The organism is Allobosea sp. 05T439, from assembly GCF_056396005.1.
In genome coordinates this window covers 22,301-39,991 of sequence record NZ_JBFTKP010000003.1, presented here as the reverse complement: position 1 = coordinate 39,991, position 17,691 = coordinate 22,301, and the positions used below count along the sequence as shown (strand labels likewise).

Sequence of the window (17,691 nt, the reverse complement as noted above, 5' to 3'; positions counted from 1 at the left end):
GCATGGTCGGCGCCAACTGGGTTGCGCCGCAGCGAAAACTGCGACAGAGCTGGGTTCACTAGTCAGGACCCGGTGAAATCCCGGGTGGCTCTTCCGGCCGCCGATCCGCCGGACAACGCAACGACGGAACGATGAACGCCCCGGCCCGGTCCGGAGCTGTCCGTATGTGCGCGCCTCGCCTGCCTGTTGCTCGCGGCGGGGCCATGAAGGCTTCACTCTCCCCATGGCAATCTCTCATCTGCGCAGCGAATGGGCGCCCAACGTCACGCGCGAAATCCTGGCCGGCACGGTCGTCGCGCTGGCCCTGATCCCTGAGGCGATCGCATTCTCGATCATCGCCGGGGTCGATCCCAAGGTCGGGCTCTACGCCTCCTTCTGCATCGCCGTCGTCACCGCCATCGCGGGCGGGCGGCCGGCGATGATTTCGGCCGCCACCGGCGCCATGGCGCTCGTCATGATCACGCTCGTCAGGGAACACGGGCTTGGCTACCTGTTCGCCGCGACGGTCCTGACGGGCATCTTTCAGATCGTGGCCGGCATCCTCAGGCTCGGCAACCTGATGCGGTTCGTCTCGCGCTCCGTCGTCACCGGTTTCGTCAACGCGCTCGCGATCCTGATCTTCATGGCGCAGATGCCGGAACTGCTCGGACGCGGACCCGTCGTCTACGCCATGACCGCCGCCGGGCTCGCCATCATCTATCTGCTGCCACGGCTTACCAAGGCGGTGCCGTCGCCGCTGGTCGCCATCGTCCTGCTCACCGCGGTGTCGCTGTCTTTCGGCCTCGATATCCGCACGGTCGGCGACATGGGCGCGCTGCCCGGCGAATTGCCCGCCTTCGCTATCCCGCAGGTGCCGTTCTCCCTCGAGACGCTCAGGATCATCACGCCCTATGCGTTGACGCTGGCCATGGTTGGACTCCTGGAAAGCCTGATGACCGCGGCGATTCTCGACGAGATGACCGACACCACGTCGGACAAGAACCGGGAATGCGCCGGCCAGGGCGCAGCCAACATCGTCGCCGGGTTCTTCGGTGGCATGGCCGGCTGCGCGATGATCGGCCAATCCGTGATCAATGTCTCGTCGGGCGGCCGCGGCCGCCTCTCGAGCCTGTGGGCGGGCAGCTTCCTGCTGTTCCTGATCGTCGTGCTCGGCCCCTCTGTCGCCCGGATCCCGATGGCGGCGCTGGTCGCCGTCATGATCATGGTCTCGATCAACACCTTCCAGTGGCGCTCGTTGCAGACCTTGCTGATCCACCCGAAGAGCTCCAGCGTCGTGATGCTGGGCACGGTCGCGGTGGTGGTCGCAACGCATGATCTGGCGAAGGGCGTGCTGTTCGGCGTCATCCTCAGCGGGCTGTTCTTCGCCCACAAGGTCACGCGCTTCTTCGCGGTTAGATCCGAGCGCGAGGGTGACACGCGCGTCTACCGCGTCACCGGGCAGATCTTCTTCGCGACCGCCGAAGCCTTCCATGCGGCCTTCGATTTCCGCGAGGAGGAGGTGAAGCAGGTCGTGATCGATCTTGGCGCAGCCCATTTCTGGGACATCACCGCGATCAACGCGCTGGACCGCGTGGTGCTCAAGTTCCGGAACCGGGGCATCGCCATCGAGACGATCGGCGTCAACCAGGCGACCGCGGCGATGATCGAGCGCCTCGCCGTCCACGACAAGGCAGACGGAGCGCTCGCATCGGGCCATTGAAACGGGGGCGCCGGCCGCGGCGATGTCAGTCGCAGCCTGGTTCTGCGCCCGTCGCGTGGGCCTGACTGGTTTCGCTTTGCTCCCGCGCGCGCCGTGTTGACTTAGATAGCGCTGACCGGAACCGCCTCGGCAGCAATCTTCCTCTCGCTGTAGCGCGTGGTGAGATAGGCGGAGCGGTCGCGCGTCAGCAGCGTGAAGCGGACGAGTTCCTCCATCACGTCGACGACGCGGTCGTAATAGGCGGAGGGCTTCATGCGGCCCACCTCGTCGAACTCCTGAAAGGCCTTTGCGACGGAGGACTGGTTCGGGATGGTCACCATTCGCATCCAGCGCCCCAGCACGCGCAATGTGTTGACGGCGTTGAACGACTGCGAGCCACCCGAGACCTGCATCACCGCCAGCGTTCGGCCCTGGGTCGGGCGCATCGAGCCAAGCTCCAGCGGTATCCAGTCGATCTGGTTCTTGAATACGCCGGTGATCGTGCCGTGACGCTCCGGGCTGCACCAGACCTGCCCCTCCGACCATAGCGCCAGATCCCGCAACTCCTGAACCTTCGGGTGGTCCGGCAGGACGCTGTCGGCCATTGGCAGGCCGGCAGGGTCGAATACCCGCGTTTCGGCGCCGAGATGCTTGAGGATACGCTCTGCTTCGAGTGTCAGCAGCCGGCTGTAGGAGCGCGTCCGAAGTGAGCCGTAGAGCAGAAGGATGCGCGGTGGATGCGTGGCGCGCCGGGCGGGCTCGAGCTGGGTGAGATCGGGAGCGACCAGACGGTCGAGGTCGACATTCGGAAGATCGGTCATGACGTTGCCTTTGCAGGATTGCGCGGGCTTCCCCGCTCGTACCAGCCCCTGGAACGGTTCACGATCCAGACGACCGACAGCATGACCGGCACTTCGATCAGCACGCCGACCACCGTTGCGAGGGCGGCGCCGGAGTTGAAACCGAACAGGCTGATGGCGGCTGCAACCGCGAGCTCGAAGAAGTTCGAGGCTCCGATCAGGGCCGAGGGACCAGCGACGCAGTGTTTTTCGCCGGCCGCACGGTTGAGGAGATAGGCCAGTCCCGCATTGAAATAGACCTGGATCAGGATCGGGATGGCCAGGATCGCGATGATAGACGGCTGGGCCAGGATCTGCGCGCCCTGGAACCCGAACAGCATTACCAGGGTCGCAAGCAGGGCCACCAGCGACACAGGCGATAGGGCGGCGAGAAGGCGATGCAGCGCTTCGTCACCGCCGGAGGCGAGCAGGCTCCTGCGGATGAGCTGCGCGATAATGACGGGAACCAGGATGTAGAGCGCGACCGACAATGTCAGCGTGCCCCAGGGAACGGTGATGGCGGACAGGCCAAGCAACAGGCCGACGATCGGGGCGAAGGCGACGATCATGATCGCGTCGTTCAACGCGACCTGGCTCAAGGTGAAATGCGGTTCTCCCTTGATCAGGTTGGACCAGACGAAGACCATTGCCGTGCAAGGCGCCGCCGCCAGGATGATCAGACCGGCGATATAGGAATCGACCTGGTCGGCGGGCAGGTGAGGGCGAAACAGCCAGCCGATGAAGAACCAGCCCAACAGGGCCATCGAAAACGGCTTCACGGCCCAGTTCACGAAGAGTGTGACGCCGATCCCACGCCAGTGCTGGCCGACCTGGCGCAAGGCGGCGAAGTCGATCTTCAGCAGCATCGGGATGACCATCAGCCAGATCAGGACTGCCATCGGCAGGTTGACCCTCGCGATCTCGGCGCTGCCGATCGTTTGAAAGGCGCTCGGGAACAGCTGGCMGAGCGCGACGCCGGCAAGAATGCACAGAGCCACCCACAGCGTCAGGTAGCGTTCGAACGTGGACATGCGATTTTCCCAAGGCATCGGCCCGAAAAGTGGATTGCGGTTTTCGGGGCAAAGCCGATGCGAACACAGAAAGCATCGGCCCGAAAAGTGGATTGCGGTTTTCGGGGCAAAGCCGATGCGAACACAGAGAGTTAGATCATCGGGCCGGATGCGATATCTCGGCCGATGATCTCACCGCTCGCGATGCGGCGGCCGGCCTCATCGACGATGCGCTCGCCGTCCTCCTTGACGAACGGACCGCGCTGCGGCGGCAGCAGGTCAATCACCTCTTCCGAGGGGCGGCACAGCCTCACGCCGTTCGGTGTCACCACGATCGGTCGATTGAGCAGGATCGGGTGCTTCTCGATTGCGTCGAGCAAGGCGTCGTCGCCCAGCGACGGATCTGCAAGGCCGAGTTCGGCGAATGGCGTCCCCTTCTCGCGCAGGACCTGCCGGAGCGTGAGACCCATCCGCGCGACCAGGTCCACGATCATCGCCCGGGACGGTGGCATCTTCAGGTAGTCGATGACGTGAGGTTCGACGCCGGCGTTCCTGATCAGGGCAAGCGTGTTCCGCGAGGTTCCGCAGTCGGGATTATGGTAGATGATGACGTCCATCGGCGGGGACCTTCGGTGGGCAGCAGGGAACGAGTTCGTCGATGAGCGGTTGGCACAGGTCTGCCCGCCCGCCGCAGCAATCCTTCAGCAGGAAGGCGATCACCGCGCGGAAACCGTCGAGATCGGCGCGATAGATGATCGAGCGGCTCTGCCGCTCGCCCGCGATCAGTCGTGCGCGCGACAGGATGGCGAGATGAGCCGACATCGTGTTCTGCGGAACATCCAGCAGCCGCGCGAGCTCGCCGGCGGGAACGCCTTCGGGCTCGCGGTTCACCAGAAGCTTGAAGGTGTCGAGGCGCGTGGGCTGTGCCAGTGCAGCCATGGCGAGAATGGTTTGTAAATTATCCATATATCCAAGTTAATGGATATTATAGATGTTGGCAAGGGCCTCCGTTTCCTTGAATGTCGCCCTCTGTGTTTCCGGCCGTGCCGAACGCGCGCCATGCGCAAGGAGGTGGGGCCGACGTCGCAACGGTCGCCGAACGCCAGGGGCTCGCCTCTTCCGCTGCCTCAGCTGCGCCGCGACAAAACGGTTCAGTCGCAGCCGGACCCTGCAGCCGTGGCGCGACCCGGCTCGGCTTCAGACGCTTCCTCGGCGTCGCCCATCGCTTCGGTGAGGGCGACAATCCGGCGGCGTGTCTTGAAGTTCCTTATCGAAGCGAAGGCTTTGGCCAGACGGATGCCGTCGCGGGTGGCGAGCAGGTCAGCGACCTCCGGGGAGGGGGCGTCCGGCACTGAATCTGCGGCTGGAGTCGAGATCGCCGGCGCCCCATCGAAAAAATGGGAAACGGGGACCTGAAAGATATTGGCGATATGCTGGAGCCGGCTCGCACTGATCCGGTTCACACCCTTCTCGTATTTCTGGATTTGCTGAAACGTGATCCCCAGCAACTCGGCAAGCTTCGTCTGGCTGTAGCCCGTCAGGCGGCGCATTCTTCGCAGGCGAATGCCGACATACTCATCGACCCGGTCTGGTTCCTTCACCTGTGCCGCCCCTGACTTTCAGACTATCGAAAAGGGACTATAGGCCCTTCAAGCCGTTCTTGTCCGCTCTGGCCGACAAAGTCAGCCGACCAACGTCGCACCAAATGATGCGAAGAAGGCGAGGCGCTCTTGCGCGGCCGGCGCGCGCCGGTTTCCCGATGCGGATCGCCCGGGCGGAGCATGCCTGGGTGATCGGACCGGATATCGTACCGGGTCCGATCATCTGACCGTTCCGTGTTCGCATCGGCTTTCCCGAAAGCCGCGATCCACTTGTCCTGCCGATGCCTTAGTCGGTGGTGCCGAGTGGCGCGCCGACGCCGATTCGTGAGGTGATCAGGTCATAATGTTCGACGCGCCGATGAGCGGCGAAGTTGAACATCGTCTCCTTGCCGAAGCGCGTGGCATCGAGATCGCAGGCATGGATCAAGAGCCCGTCCTCGTCATGGTCGAGTTCGCCGACGATCTTGCCGCTGGGATCGGCGATCAGCGTGCCGCCGAAGAGCGGGAAGCCGTCCTCGACGCCGGCCTTGGCGACCGCCACGACCCAGGTCGAGTTGTGATAGGCGCCGGCCTGCACCGACAGGCGGTGATGGAACAGGCGGTCGGCCAGCGTCTCGGTCTTGGAATGGCCGTTGGTGGTCGGCGTGTTATAACCGAGCACGACCATCTCGACGCCCTGCAGCCCCATGACGCGATAGGTCTCGGGCCAGCGCCGGTCGTTGCAGATCGCCATGCCGACCAGCCCGTTCTCGAAGCGCCAGACCGGGAAGCCGCGGTCGCCGGGCTCGAAATAGCGCTTCTCGAGATGCTGGTGCGCCCGGGTCGGGTCGCGTTCGGCATGGCCGGGCAAATGCACCTTGCGGTACTTGCCGATGATCTGGCCGGTCCTGTCGACCAGGATCGAGCTGTTGAAATGCCGTCCCTCCGGCGTCAGCTCGGCATAACCGAAGCTCATGGCGATGCCGAGCGCGCGCGCCGTGTCGAAGAGCGGCTGCGTGTCGGGGCCGGGCATCGCGGTTTCGAACCACTGGTCGGCCTCGACACGGTCCTCGCAATACCAGCGCGGGAAGAAGGTCGTCAGGGCGAGTTCCGGATAGATGACGAAATCGGCGCCGCGGGCCTTTGCCTGCTGCATCAGCGCGATCATCCGGCGCACGACCGATGCGCGATCATCGGCGCGGTGGATGGGACCGAGCTGAGCCGCTGCAACGGTAAGAAGGCGGGACATCGAAAGAGACTCCTTGGGCTGTGAAGGCCAGTTCAAACTGGCCGCAATCTAGCCGGGCGCCACCAAAACAAGTATATACCATTTCTCTACTGAACTATAAGGGGAKGTTATGTGCCATGGCGATGAATCTTCGGCAGATCGAGATGTTCCGCGCGGTCATGGTGACAGGCTCGATCAGCGGCGCGGCGCGCCTGCTCTCGGTCTCCCAGCCGGCGATCAGCCGGCTCCTGTCCTATACGGAGGATCGGCTCGGCCTGACGCTGTTCGAGCGCGTCAAGGGCCGCGTCCAGCCGACGCCCGAGGCGCGGCAGCTCTTCGCCGAGGCTGAGCTCGTCCATCAGGGCGTGACCCGGGTCAACGACATGGCGGAGGAGCTGCGCCGCGGCAGCGCGGGGTCGATCCGACTGCTGGCAAGCCCCAGCGTCGGCCACATGCTGGTGCCGAAGGCGATCGGCCGCTTCCGCCAGTCGCATCCCGATGTGCGCGTCGATTTCGAGATCCTCACGTTGGCCGAGCTGATCGCGCGCATCGCCAGCCATCGCGCCGATCTCGCCGTCACCTCCATGGCCGTCGAGGATCCGAGCGTAAAAGCCACGCAGATCGCCGAGGGACGCCTGCGCGTGATCTTCCCCGAAGGCCATCCGCTCGGCAGCAAGCGCGTGCTGAAGCCGGCCGATCTCGTGCCCTATCCGATGATCGGGTATGGCTCGCAGACGCCCTATGGCATGGTCGTCAATCGCGCTCTTGGCGCCACGCCAAAGCCCATCCGCTTCAACGCGCAGGTGCGCTTCACGCCGAATGCCTGCTCGCTGGTTCAGGCCGGCGGCGGCATCGCGATCGTCGACGACTTCGTGCTGGTCGACAACGCCTGGCCGAATATCCGCTCCCGCCCTCTGGTGCCGAAGACGACGACGCGGCCGCATCTGCTCTCCTCGCGGGTCGAGCCGCTGTCGCGCATCGCCCGCAGTTTCGTGCAGGGGCTGATGGAGCTGCTGCCGCTCGCGACCGACCCCGCCATGCCGGATTGAGCGGGGGCGGATGCAGCCGCCGCACGATGTGCGCTGCAGCATAACCATATATTATGTATCGCAGCGAAATTGGTATTTGATCTGATCGGCGTCCCCACTGTTTCTGTCCATAGGGKAACCAGGAAGGGCGACCACAATGTCGAAATTCACGTCGAGCACTCTCACAGCCATCTTCAGCGCGGCCGTCGCGTTGTCCGTACCGTCTGCCGCTCGTGCGGCCGAGAACGTGCATCTCATGCTCGACTGGATTCCGACCGGCGATTACGCGCCTTATTATGCCGGCATCGCGTCGGGCATCTATCAGCGCAATGGCATCGAGCTGCGGATCAGCAAGGGCAACGGCTCCGGCGACACGCTGAGCAAGGTGGCCGGCGGCGCGGCCGATATCGGCATGGCCGATATTTCCGCCCTGTTCACCGCGCGCCAGCGCAGCTCCGTGCCGCTGAAGATGATCGGCGCGGTCTACGCCCATTCCCCGCACTCGCTCTTCGTGCGCAAGGATTCCGGGATCACCACCTTCACCGGGCTCGAAGGCAAGAAGATCGGCATCACGCCGGGCAACAGCCACCGGCTCTACTTCCCGGCGGTCGCCGCGGCGGCAAAGACCGATCCCAACAAGATCGAGTGGGTGACCGTCGACGGCTCGGCCATGGGTCCGCTGCTGATCAGCGGCAAGGTCGACGCCATCCCGTCCTACTCGACCAATTTCTACTATCAGAACAAGCAGGCCCAGCGCGCTGGCAAGGAGCTCGCCTTCCTGCCCTTCGTCGAGGCGGGTTTCGCGATCTACTCGCTTGCCTTCCACACCACCGAGGCGAGCGCGAAGAACCGCCCGGAGATGCTGAAGAGCTTCATGAAGGCGACCACGGAATCCTGGGAGGCGGCGCGCGACAATCCGCAGGCCACCTGCGAGGCGCATGTGAAGGCGATCCCGCAGGTCGATCTCGATGATTGCCTCGGCAGCCTGAAGGCGACGCTGGGCTTCATCTTCACCGATCACGCCAAGGAGGCCGGGGTCGGCGGCATCACCACCGAGCGCCTGAACAAGACCTATGAGGTCGTTGCCCAGTCGCAGAATCTCGACCCCAAGCTCGATCCGGCGACCGCGGTCGACATGTCCTTCCTGCCGCCGAAGAAGTGACGAGAGCGGACAGGGCAGGGGACGCCGGAGAATAGACATGATTGAAATCAGCGGGGCCGGCCAGGTCTTTGGCTCGGTCGGCAATGGCGGCGTGCGCGCGCTCGACGGGATCGATCTCACGATCCGCGACCGCGAGATCGTCACGCTCGTCGGCCCCTCCGGCTGCGGCAAGTCCACCTTGCTGCGGCTCGTCTCCGGCCTGGTGCCGCCGACGGAGGGCAGCATCGCCATCAATGGGGAGCGCGTCAGCGCGCCGCGGCAGGACACGGGCATCGTCTTCCAGGCGCCGACCCTGCTGCCCTGGGCGACGATCATGGAGAACGTGATGTTCCCCTCCACGATCATGGGGCGTGCCGACGAGACGGCGCGCCGGCGGGCGAAGGACCTGCTGGCCGTCGCCGGCATCGCGGATTTCGCCGATCACCGGCCGCGCCAGCTTTCCGGCGGCATGCAGCAGCGCGCCGCGATCTGCCGGGCGCTGGTGCATGATCCCGACATCCTGCTGATGGACGAGCCCTTCGGCGCGCTCGATGCGTTGACCCGCGAGATCATGACGATCGAGCTGCTGCGGATCTGGGCGAATGCGCCCAAGACCATCATTTTCGTCACCCATTCCATTCCCGAAGCGGTGATCCTGGCGGACAGGGTCGTCGTGATGTCGCCCCGGCCCGGCCGGATCGCCGAGATCATCGATGTCGATCTGCCGCGCCCGCGCGATTTCGCCATGTCGGGCCACCCGGAATTCCAGCGCTGCGCCGGCCGCATCCGCGAACTGATCTTCGGCGAGCAGKGGACGCATTTCGATGTCGAACACTAAAGCCCTGCGCCTGCTCGGCGCGAGCCGCGAATTCCTGATCCCGCTCGTCGCGCTGGTCGTGCTGATGGCGATCTGGGAGGTGACCGTCCGGGTCTTCGCCATCCCCGAATACCTGTTGCCGGCGCCCTCGCGGATCTTCCAGGACACCGCGGCGATGGGCCCGGCGCTGGGCGAGCATACGCTGGCGACGCTCAGGACCGTGCTGTTCGGCTTCCTGCTCTCGATCGCGGTCAGCTTCCCGCTCGCCGTGCTGATCTCCTCCTCGCGGCTGGCGGCGGATGCGATCTATCCGCTGCTCGTGCTGACCCAGTCGGTGCCGAAGGTCGCAATCGCGCCGATCCTGGTCGTGATGCTGGGTCCCAACGAGCTGCCGCGCGTCATCGTGACCTTCCTGGTCGCCTTCTTCCCGCTGGTGATCTCGATGACCACGGGTCTGCTGGCGGTGCCGCCGGAGCTGGTCGAGCTTGCCCGGTCCTGCCGCGCGAGCAAGCTGCAGGAGCTGCTGCGGGTGCGTCTGCCCTATTCGATCCCGTTCGTATTCTCCGGCCTGAAATCGGCGATCGCACTCTCCGTCGTCGGCGCCGTGGTCGGCGAGTTCGTCGCGGCGGAACGGGGCCTAGGCTATCTCATCACCTCCGCAACCGCGTTCTTCAAGGTTCCCGTCGCCTTCGGTGCCATGCTGATCCTGGCCCTGCTCGGCATCGTCCTGTTCCAGCTGATCGTCGTCGCCGAGCGGGTGTTCTTCCCCTGGGCAGCGGCCGAGCAGCGGCGCTGACCTGCGGCGCCGAGAAGGAGACCCCGCCATGACCGCAAGCCCGCTCCACACGATCATCCGCAACGCCCTCGTCCTCCTGCCGGAGCGCGTTCAGGCTGAACCGCTCGACCTGCTGCTCGAAGGCGACACGATCCGCGAGATCGGTCCGCGCGGCATGTCCGTCCCCGAGGGGGCGGCAGAGATCGACGCCACCGGCAAGCTCGTTCATCCCGGCCTCGTCAACGCCCATACCCACGGCCATGGCGCGCTCGCCAAGGCCATGGGGGACCGCTGGTCGCTCGAACTGCTCCTGGCCGCCGGCCCCTGGATCAGCGGCAACCGCAGCCTCGAGGACAAATATCTCAGCGCCGCACTCAACGGCGCCGAGATGGTGCTGAAGGGCACGACCGCCTGCTACGACCTGTTCTTCGAGGTGCCAGCGCCGTCGGTCGAGGGCATGTCGGCTGTCGCCCGGGCCTATCAGGATGTCGGCATGCGCGCGACGATCGCGCCGATGGTCGCCGACACCACGCTCTATGAGGCCATTCCCGGCCTCTACGACGCCTTGCCCGAGCCGCTGCGCGCCGAGGTCGACCGCTTCCGGATGCAGCCCTATGCCGAGACGCTGAAGGGCTTCGAGGCTTTCGTCACGCAGGCGCGCTTCGATACGGAACGGCTAAAGATCGCGCTCGCCCCGACGATCCCGCTGCATTGCTCGGATGGGTTCCTCGGCGCCTGTCGCGACTGTGCCCGCCGCTTCGGTCTCGGCCTGCACAGCCATGTCGCGGAATCGAAGATCCAGGCGCTCTCCGGCATGAAGCGCTATGGCCGCACATTGACTGCCCATCTCGACCAGCTCGGCCTGCTCGGCCCCGATTTCACGGTCGCCCATGGCGTCTGGCTCGATCCGGAGGACATGCGCATCCTCGCGGGCCATGGCGCCTCGGTCGCGCACAACCCGGCGAGCAATATGCGGCTGGGCAGTGGGCTTGCCGACGTGCGGGCGATGCTCGCGGCCGGCGTCAATGTGGCGATCGGCACGGACGGCTCGAACAGCGGCGACAACCAGAACATGTACGAGGCGACGCGCCTGGCCTCCTTCGTCTCGAAGGTGCGTGGACCCGATGTCCGGGAATGGCTGACCACGCCCGAGGCCCTGCATGCTGCAACCGAAGGCGGCGCCCGCGCGCTCGGCTTCCAGGGCCGCATCGGCCGGATCGAAGGCGGCTACAAGGCCGATCTCGTCTTCGTCGATCTCGGCCATATCAACTGGCTGCCGCATAACCGCACGGTGAACCAGATCGTCCATGTCGAAGACGGCACGGCGGTGCGCGACGTGATGATCGGCGGTCGCTTCGTCGTGAAGGAGGGGCGCCTGCTGACGCTCGACCTCGCGAAGCTGGCGCGCGAGGCGGAAGCGGCGCGCGAGCGGCTGGAAGCGGCGAACGCGCCCATGAAACTGCTGGCCGAGAAACTGCAGGATGCGGTCGCGAGCTTCTGCGTCGGCCTCGCCCGGCAGCCCTACCAGGTCGAGCGCTACGGCGCGCCGCTGCGCTGAGGCACGGCTCCGTTCGGCATTCGGCCGTCGAACGGAGATCCCCTTCGCGGACGCGACCGACCGGCCGGCTTCGCTGATGGCCGGTCGTCGGCGACGGCCTCACCAATATGCCCGGTAGACCGTGCKGGGATAATAGTGCGGGCCGTAATAAGCCCGGTTCCAGCCGTAATAGCGCGGGGCATAATAGACGGGCCGCGCATAGTAATAGCCCGGGCGATAATAGACCCGCGGGCCATAATAGGAATAGGCGGGATAGCCATATCCGTAGCCATAGGCCGGATAACCGTATCCATAGGCATAGGCGGGCGTCGTTGCTGCGGCGACCAGGCCTCCGAGCAGCGCCCCACCGACCAGCCCGGCAGCGACAGCGCCGCCGCCMCAGCCATAGTTGCGATAATACCCGCCGTGATAGCCCCAGCCGCCCCCGCGCCAATATTGCGCGTCGGCGGTTCCGACACTGCCGGTCATGATCAAAGCGGCAGTGGCGAGCGTTGCGAGTTTCCTCATGACACCCTCCCACCTTGCTGTGACGCAAGCGAGGCCAACCGACGCCGTGTCGCTTCCGCTATCCCCGGGCAGAAGTGCCGTCGTGGGCCGGTGCTTTCGCGCCAACCGTCTCCGATAACGCCGAATTTACACGCGTTTCCGGCGGGATGCAGCAGCCTTGATGCCGCGCGTTTGGGACAATACTCCGATGCGCGTCGGAGGAGGCGGACCTGATGACCGGCATAGGCTGTTGCCAGAGTTCTGGGCGCCAGCGCTCGGGCCCGCTTGGGCAGGGAAGAGTCTGAGGATTTGCTGCAGCTCTGAGGGGATGCTTGGGGTTGCAGACGTCGCGGCTCGACGCGCGTGCGGTCGTCTGCAACTGTTCCGCCATGGCTAGCGATCCCAAACACCTTGTCGCTGCAGGTTATGACGACGTTGCAGACGCATATCTCGAACGGTTCGGGGTATCTGCTGTTCGTCAGAAATGGCTCGGCCGTCTTATCGACAGCCTGCCAGCCGATGGCGGCCGGGTCCTCGATCTCGGATGCGGTGCGGGCATCCCCGTGGCGCGGGATCTTGCGGCATTGGGACATGCCGTCATCGGTGTCGACGCATCGGCACAACAGATCCTCAGGGCTCGAAAGCAGGTCCCGCTGGCGACGTTCATCCAGGCGGATATGTGCGACGTGGCGCTTGAAGCCGGTTCCTTCGACGCGGTTGGCGCCTTCTATTCGATCACGCATGTCCCCTCTGTCCAGCAAGGACCGTTGATCCTGAAGATCGCGAGATTGCTGAAGCCGGGCGGTGTCTTTGTCGGAAGCTTTGGAACAGGTGTTTCCGGCGAGTGGACCGGTGAATGGCTGGGAACCACGATGTTCTTCGGTCACAACGGCGAAGCGGAAACACTGAAATATCTATCCGATGGCGGATTGCTCGTCCGCAAATCGTCGATCGAACCGCAGGACAACGAGGAGGCCTCCTTTCTGTGGATCGAGGCCGCAAAGGAGACCTGACCGCTTTTGCTCAATCGGGTATTTACGCCCGCGGCCCGGGAGGATCGCGGGAACCAATGAACGTCCGCCAGCATCTCTTGCAGAACTCGCGGGAGCATCGCGATTGCTGCCGATCGCCGCATGGACCCGGCTCGGAGCGCTGCTTTGCGTCTCCCGCCGGTCAGATGGCCAACGGGTTCACCGCGGCTCCGATCAATCGGACCAGCGAGAGAGCCGTCATCTCCGATGATTTCGGATTGGCGGCAAGGGCGCGGTTCTCGATTGCGATCTCGAGCCGGCCGAACGCCCCGCTCGCGGCAAGGCGATGGCTGTTTGCCTTCGCCCCGGGATCGGCGACGAGCTGGATGCGGGTCCGGTCGAGCCCGATGCCGGCCAGCGCGCTGATCACCGCGACATTGGCGTTCTGCGGGAACAGCGACGCCGCCTCGCGCGCGGTTCCGCAGAAGAAGGTCAAGGGCGCCGAAAGCGCGTCGAGCGACGCCATCGCCTCGGCCGCCGTGCCGCGCCAGGCCGCGGGCGGCTTGACGATGGTATGGGTGACCTCGTCCAGCGGAAGCGCCGCGGCCGCGGCCAAGGCATCGATCCCCCCGAGCGCGCCCGCCGGAATCAGGAGTCGGCTGCCATTGGTCTCGGCCACCTCCAGGAGCCTGCCGAGCAGCGCATCGTCGCAAAGGGCGCTGGTCGAGGCCACGGCGAAGGCCGGGGCGTGGCGCAGCGCTGCCGCGCCCCATCCGGCCACAGCCTCGCGCCCGGCGGCTTCGACGACGAGGTCGAGCCCGAGACCGGCGAGCTGCCCCGGATCCGTGATCGGCGCCGCGCCCGTCGGCAGGTCGGGCGCGCTCGACAGATCGCGAAGGCCGATGGCCGCGACAGTGACGCGGGAGCCCAGGCGCTGCGCCAGCAACCCGGCGACGCGGCGGCTGATCGCGCCCCAGCCGATCAGGGCGATCCGAAGAGGCTTGCGCGGGTGCGACATGGTCAAGCGGCCGCCGTGTTGCGAGCGAGTTCGAGCAGCTTGCCACCGTTCAGGCCGTCGAGGAGGCTGAAATGATGTCCCGCGCAAAGGACCGGCGGTCCGGCCCGCCAGGCGGTGGCAAGTGCGGCTGACTGGGCCTTGAAGGCATCGCTTTCCACTTCGCCAACGGCGAAGGCGAGGCGTGCGGAGGGGCAGGGCCGGCCGTGCAGGCTCAGGCGTTCGGCCCGGGCCAGGTCGTCGAGGCCAAGCAGGCGCCCGAGCGGGAGATGGCCGAGCGGTGTCAGGTCGAAGAGACCCGAGAGCAAGAGCCCGGAGGCAATGGGCGGGGCATCCGACGCAACCAGCGCCATGGCGGCGAGGTGGCCGCCGGCGGAATGCCCCGCGAGATGCAGCCGCGCGGCGTCGATGCCGAGCGCCTCGGCTTCCCCGACCAGGAAGTTCAGGGCAGCGACGATCTGCTCCGCGCTCCGCTCCAGCGGGGTCTCGGGCGCAAGCCCGTAATTCGGCATGGCGACGGCGAAGCCGGCCGCCAGCATGCCCTGTGCGAACTGCGCGTGCTGGACCTTGTCGGAGGCCTGCCAGTAGCCACCATGGACGAAGACCCAGAGCGGCGGGCGCGAGACGCCCCGTGGCAGGTAGAGGTCGAGCGTCTCGAAACGCCCCGGCCCATAGGCCAGGTCGCGGCCGCGGTGATGAGCGCGGAAGGCTTCGCCGTCGCGGCTCCATTGCCGGAACAGCGCCTTCATGTCGGCCTGCAGGCGCGGACTGTACTGGCGGGCGAGCTGCGGCAGCGTGTGGCCTTGAACGAGCCTCTCCGGTGGTGGTGTCGGCTCGGAGTGCCGCGCGCGGATCGCCAGGCCGGGCTCGGCCCTCGGCTGCAGCCGGATCGGCGGGCGGAAGCCGGCGAAGACCTCGCGATAGGCGAGCTCGACCTCATGGCGCGAGAGATGGAAGGCCGCCGGCTCGCCTGTCTCCCATGTCATCGAGAGCAGATGCTGCGGCCCGCAGCCGGCTGCGACCAGCCCGTCGAGGATCGTCGCGAGCGCATCGCGCAGCGCCTCGACCGGATCGGTCAGGGATGTCGTCGCGACTAGCTCTGCCGCGACCATGTCAGACGCCGACATAGCGATGTACCATTTCTGCCTGCGCCGCGAGATCGACGCTGCTGCCGGACCAGACGGTGCGGCCCCTTTCGAGGATGTAGTGGCGATCGGCGATGCGCTTGAGCACGTTGATGTTCTTGTCGATCAGCAGGATGGACTGGCCCTGCGCCTTGAGCACCTCGATGCAGGACCAGATCTCGGCGCGGATCACCGGCGCGAGACCCTCCGTCGCCTCGTCGAGGATCAGCAGCTTCGGATTGGTCATCAGCGCCCGGCCGACTGCGAGCATCTGCTGTTCGCCGCCTGACAGGGTCCGCGCCGATTGCCCGGCGCGCTCCTCAAGGCGCGGGAACAGGCGATAGACCCGTTCGAGCGTCCAGGGCTGTGCACGCTTCAGCCGGTTCGATGCGGTGGCGACGAGGTTTTCGCGCACGCTCAGCGTAGGGAAGACCTGCCGGCCTTCCGGCACCAGGCCGATGCCGCAGCGGGCGATCTTCTCCGGCGGACTGCCCGATACGGCGCGGCCCCCGAACCGGACTTCGCCGGCCTTCGGCGGGAGCAGGCCCATGATCGAGCGCACGGTGGTGGTCTTGCCCATGCCGTTGCGGCCGAGCAATGTCACGACCTCGCCCTCCGCGATGTCGAGCGCGACGTCGAAGAGGACCTGGCTGGCGCCATAGGCCGATTGCAGGTTGCGTACGCTCAGCATCAGGCGTCTCCCTCGCCGAGATAGGCGATGCGGACATCCGGGTTGTCGCGAATTTCGGCGGCCGTCCCGGTCGCGATCACGCGGCCATAGACAAGCACGGAGATCCGGTCCGCCAGCGCGAAGACCGCGTCCATGTCGTGTTCGACGAGCAGCAGGGTGACGCGCCCCTTCAGGGCCCGGAGCATCGCGACCATCTGTTCGCTCTCGGCATGGCCGAGGCCGGCCATTGGTTCGTCGAGCAGGAGAAGGCGCGGTTCGCAGGCGAGCGCCACCGCGAATTCGAGCTGTTTCTGCTCGCCATGGGAGAGATCGGCGACTCTCACCTCGGCGCGCGCCGCCAGGCCGGCCGCCGCCAGATGCTGCCGTGCCCTGGCGCGCAGCGCCTCGTCGCGGCGGGCATTGGCGAAGAAGTGAAAGCTGTGCCCTTCATGAGCCTGCACGGCCAGCGCGACATTGTCGAGCATGGTGTAGTCCGGCAGCAGATGGGTGATCTGGAAGGTGCGGGCGAGGCCGCGACGGACGCGCTGCGGCGTCGGCAGCCGGCCGATATCCTCGCCGTCCAGGCGGATCTCGCCCTCGTCATGGGAGAGCTCGCCGAAGAGCTGGGTGATCAGCGTGGTCTTGCCCGCGCCGTTCGGGCCGATCAGGGCGTGGACCTCGCCTTCGACCACGTCGAGATCGACCTTGTCGGTGGCTACGAGTCCGCCAAAGCACTTCTGCAGGTTGCGTACGGAAAGCAGGGGCTGCGTCAACTCCCGACCCTTCCGACGCGGTTGAAGAGCGCGCTGAGCCCGCCCTGCGTGAACAGGACGACGAACAGCAGGACAGGCCCGAGGATGAGCTGCCAGTGCTCGGTCCAGGCGGTGAGCACGGTTTCCAGGATGACGAGCGCAGCCGCGCCGAACAGCGGGCCAAGGACCGTGCCGACACCGCCGAGGATGACCATGATCATCAGCTCGCCCGACTTGGTCCAGTGCAGCATGTCGGGGCTGACGAAGCGCAGGTAATTGGCCATCAGCGCCCCGGCGAGCCCGGCCCCCATGCCGGAGACGACGAAGGCGGTGAGCTTGTAGGAATAGGGCGCGACGCCGATCGCCGCCATGCGGCGCTCGCTCTGCCGGATGCCGATCAGGACCATGCCGAAGCGTGATCCGACGATCCGCGAAAGCGCGCCGAAGACCAGCGCGGCCGCCGCCAGGCAGATGAAGTAGAACACCGTGTCGTTGCGGGTGTCGAGGTCGAGCAGGACATTGCGGCGGCGGATGATCAGCCCGTCATCGCCGCCATAGGCCTTGATCGAGACGAACAGGAAGAACAGCATCTGCGCGAAGGCGAGCGTGATCATGATGAACTGCACGCCGCTCGTGCGCAGGCAGAGCGCGCCGATGCAGAGGGCGAGGATGCCCGCGACAAGCATCGCGGCGGGAAGGGTGATCAGGAGCTGGTTCGTTCCCGGCAACAGGCCGAAGAGCAAGGTGTCGCCGACGAAGCTCTGGTAGAGGATGCCGACGACATAGCCGCCGATGCCGAAGAAGGCGGCATGGCCGAAGCTCACCATCCCGCCGAAGCCCAGGGCGAGATTGAGGCTGGCGGCGGCAATTGCGTAGATCAGCACGCGGGTCGCCAGGGGCACGAGCGAGGGCTGGCCGATGGCCTGCAGGACGAAGGGCAGGGCGCCGAGCGCCAGGCCAATCGCGGCAGCGGTCAGGAGCCGGCCACGGGCCGGCGCCCGGGCGATAGGACTGGTCAT

At 66.1% G+C, this 17,691-nt stretch carries 19 protein-coding genes and 1 other annotated feature; of the genes, 7 read left to right on the top strand and 12 right to left on the bottom strand.

The window, feature by feature from the left end:
* The first annotated feature begins 62 nt into the window (after positions 1-62).
* Positions 63-118, top strand: a sequence feature (sul1 is cis-regulatory element that is thought to sense ions involved in sulfur or methionine metabolism; They are found in Alphaproteobacteria).
* Positions 119-223: 105 nt separating this feature from the next.
* Complete coding sequence (locus tag AC1DIO_RS04140) at positions 224-1,699, top strand: SulP family inorganic anion transporter (protein WP_441504573.1); 1,476 nt, start codon at positions 224-226, stop codon at positions 1,697-1,699.
* Positions 1,700-1,800: 101 nt separating this feature from the next.
* Here the strand turns inward: AC1DIO_RS04140 and arsH are convergent, their stop codons facing one another.
* The 6 genes from arsH to AC1DIO_RS04110 form a co-directional block, all read right to left on the bottom strand.
* On the bottom strand, positions 1,801-2,499 hold the full coding sequence (gene arsH, locus AC1DIO_RS04135; protein WP_441504572.1) for an arsenical resistance protein ArsH: 699 nt from the start codon (positions 2,497-2,499) through the stop codon (positions 1,801-1,803).
* Positions 2,496-3,548, bottom strand: a complete 1,053-nt coding sequence (gene arsB / locus AC1DIO_RS04130; protein ID WP_476853147.1) for an ACR3 family arsenite efflux transporter — start codon at positions 3,546-3,548, stop codon at positions 2,496-2,498. Before arsB ends, arsH begins: the two co-directional genes overlap by 4 nt.
* Positions 3,549-3,679: 131 nt before the next feature.
* Positions 3,680-4,144, bottom strand: coding sequence for an arsenate reductase (glutaredoxin) (gene arsC / locus AC1DIO_RS04125; protein ID WP_441504570.1), 465 nt, complete (start codon positions 4,142-4,144; stop codon positions 3,680-3,682).
* Positions 4,122-4,493: an ArsR/SmtB family transcription factor gene (locus tag AC1DIO_RS04120; protein WP_441504569.1), complete on the bottom strand. Its 372-nt coding sequence runs from the start codon at positions 4,491-4,493 to the stop codon at positions 4,122-4,124. The genes arsC and AC1DIO_RS04120 overlap by 23 nt, the downstream gene beginning before the upstream one ends.
* A 185-nt stretch (positions 4,494-4,678) precedes the next feature.
* Positions 4,679-5,128, bottom strand: coding sequence for a helix-turn-helix domain-containing protein (locus AC1DIO_RS04115; protein WP_441504568.1), 450 nt, complete (start codon positions 5,126-5,128; stop codon positions 4,679-4,681).
* A gap of 286 nt (positions 5,129-5,414) precedes the next feature.
* Entirely contained in the window at positions 5,415-6,356 is a 942-nt protein-coding gene (locus AC1DIO_RS04110; protein ID WP_441488478.1) for an N-carbamoyl-D-amino-acid hydrolase, read from the bottom strand.
* Positions 6,357-6,472: 116 nt separating this feature from the next.
* Here AC1DIO_RS04110 and AC1DIO_RS04105 point away from each other — a divergent pair, with 116 nt between their 5' ends.
* From AC1DIO_RS04105 to AC1DIO_RS04085, 5 genes are all read left to right on the top strand, one after another.
* The gene (locus AC1DIO_RS04105) at positions 6,473-7,384 is read left to right on the top strand and encodes a LysR family transcriptional regulator (protein ID WP_441488477.1); all 912 of its coding nucleotides are present in this window, start codon (positions 6,473-6,475) and stop codon (positions 7,382-7,384) included.
* Between the two features lie 136 nt (positions 7,385-7,520).
* Positions 7,521-8,525, top strand: a complete 1,005-nt coding sequence (locus tag AC1DIO_RS04100; protein WP_441488476.1) for an ABC transporter substrate-binding protein — start codon at positions 7,521-7,523, stop codon at positions 8,523-8,525.
* A 37-nt stretch (positions 8,526-8,562) separates the two neighbouring features.
* Positions 8,563-9,342, top strand: coding sequence for an ABC transporter ATP-binding protein (locus AC1DIO_RS04095; protein ID WP_476853146.1), 780 nt, complete (start codon positions 8,563-8,565; stop codon positions 9,340-9,342).
* Positions 9,329-10,117 (top strand): ABC transporter permease, encoded by a 789-nt coding sequence (locus AC1DIO_RS04090; protein ID WP_441504567.1) that lies wholly within the window; start codon positions 9,329-9,331, stop codon positions 10,115-10,117. The genes AC1DIO_RS04095 and AC1DIO_RS04090 overlap by 14 nt, the downstream gene beginning before the upstream one ends.
* A 28-nt stretch (positions 10,118-10,145) precedes the next feature.
* A complete protein-coding gene (locus AC1DIO_RS04085; RefSeq protein ID WP_441504566.1) occupies positions 10,146-11,654 on the top strand; it encodes an amidohydrolase family protein in 1,509 nt (502 codons plus the stop codon).
* Positions 11,655-11,753: 99 nt separating this feature from the next.
* Here AC1DIO_RS04085 and AC1DIO_RS04080 read toward each other — a convergent pair whose 3' ends face one another.
* A complete protein-coding gene (locus tag AC1DIO_RS04080) occupies positions 11,754-12,161 on the bottom strand; it encodes a hypothetical protein (RefSeq protein WP_476853145.1) in 408 nt (135 codons plus the stop codon).
* 368 nt (positions 12,162-12,529) lie between these two features.
* Here AC1DIO_RS04080 and AC1DIO_RS04075 point away from each other — a divergent pair, with 368 nt between their 5' ends.
* Positions 12,530-13,153: a class I SAM-dependent methyltransferase gene (locus AC1DIO_RS04075; protein ID WP_441504564.1), complete on the top strand. Its 624-nt coding sequence runs from the start codon at positions 12,530-12,532 to the stop codon at positions 13,151-13,153.
* A gap of 160 nt (positions 13,154-13,313) precedes the next feature.
* On the opposite strand, the gene AC1DIO_RS04070 is transcribed toward AC1DIO_RS04075, so the two are convergent.
* Genes AC1DIO_RS04070 through AC1DIO_RS04050 form a run of 5 tightly spaced genes read right to left on the bottom strand, consistent with a single transcriptional unit; the run spans position 13,314 to position 17,691 of the window.
* Complete coding sequence (locus AC1DIO_RS04070; protein WP_441504852.1) at positions 13,314-14,129, bottom strand: aspartate dehydrogenase; 816 nt, start codon at positions 14,127-14,129, stop codon at positions 13,314-13,316.
* 2 nt (positions 14,130-14,131) lie between these two features.
* Positions 14,132-15,238 (bottom strand): alpha/beta hydrolase, encoded by a 1,107-nt coding sequence (locus AC1DIO_RS04065; protein ID WP_441504563.1) that lies wholly within the window; start codon positions 15,236-15,238, stop codon positions 14,132-14,134.
* Position 15,239: 1 nt separating this feature from the next.
* Positions 15,240-15,941 (bottom strand): ABC transporter ATP-binding protein, encoded by a 702-nt coding sequence (locus AC1DIO_RS04060; RefSeq protein WP_441504562.1) that lies wholly within the window; start codon positions 15,939-15,941, stop codon positions 15,240-15,242.
* Positions 15,941-16,693 carry an ABC transporter ATP-binding protein gene (locus AC1DIO_RS04055; RefSeq protein ID WP_441504561.1) on the bottom strand — a complete coding sequence of 251 codons (753 nt, stop codon included), beginning with the start codon at positions 16,691-16,693 and terminating at the stop codon, positions 15,941-15,943. Before AC1DIO_RS04055 ends, AC1DIO_RS04060 begins: the two co-directional genes overlap by 1 nt.
* The gene (locus tag AC1DIO_RS04050; RefSeq protein WP_441504560.1) at positions 16,690-17,691 is read right to left on the bottom strand and encodes a branched-chain amino acid ABC transporter permease; all 1,002 of its coding nucleotides are present in this window, start codon (positions 17,689-17,691) and stop codon (positions 16,690-16,692) included. Before AC1DIO_RS04050 ends, AC1DIO_RS04055 begins: the two co-directional genes overlap by 4 nt.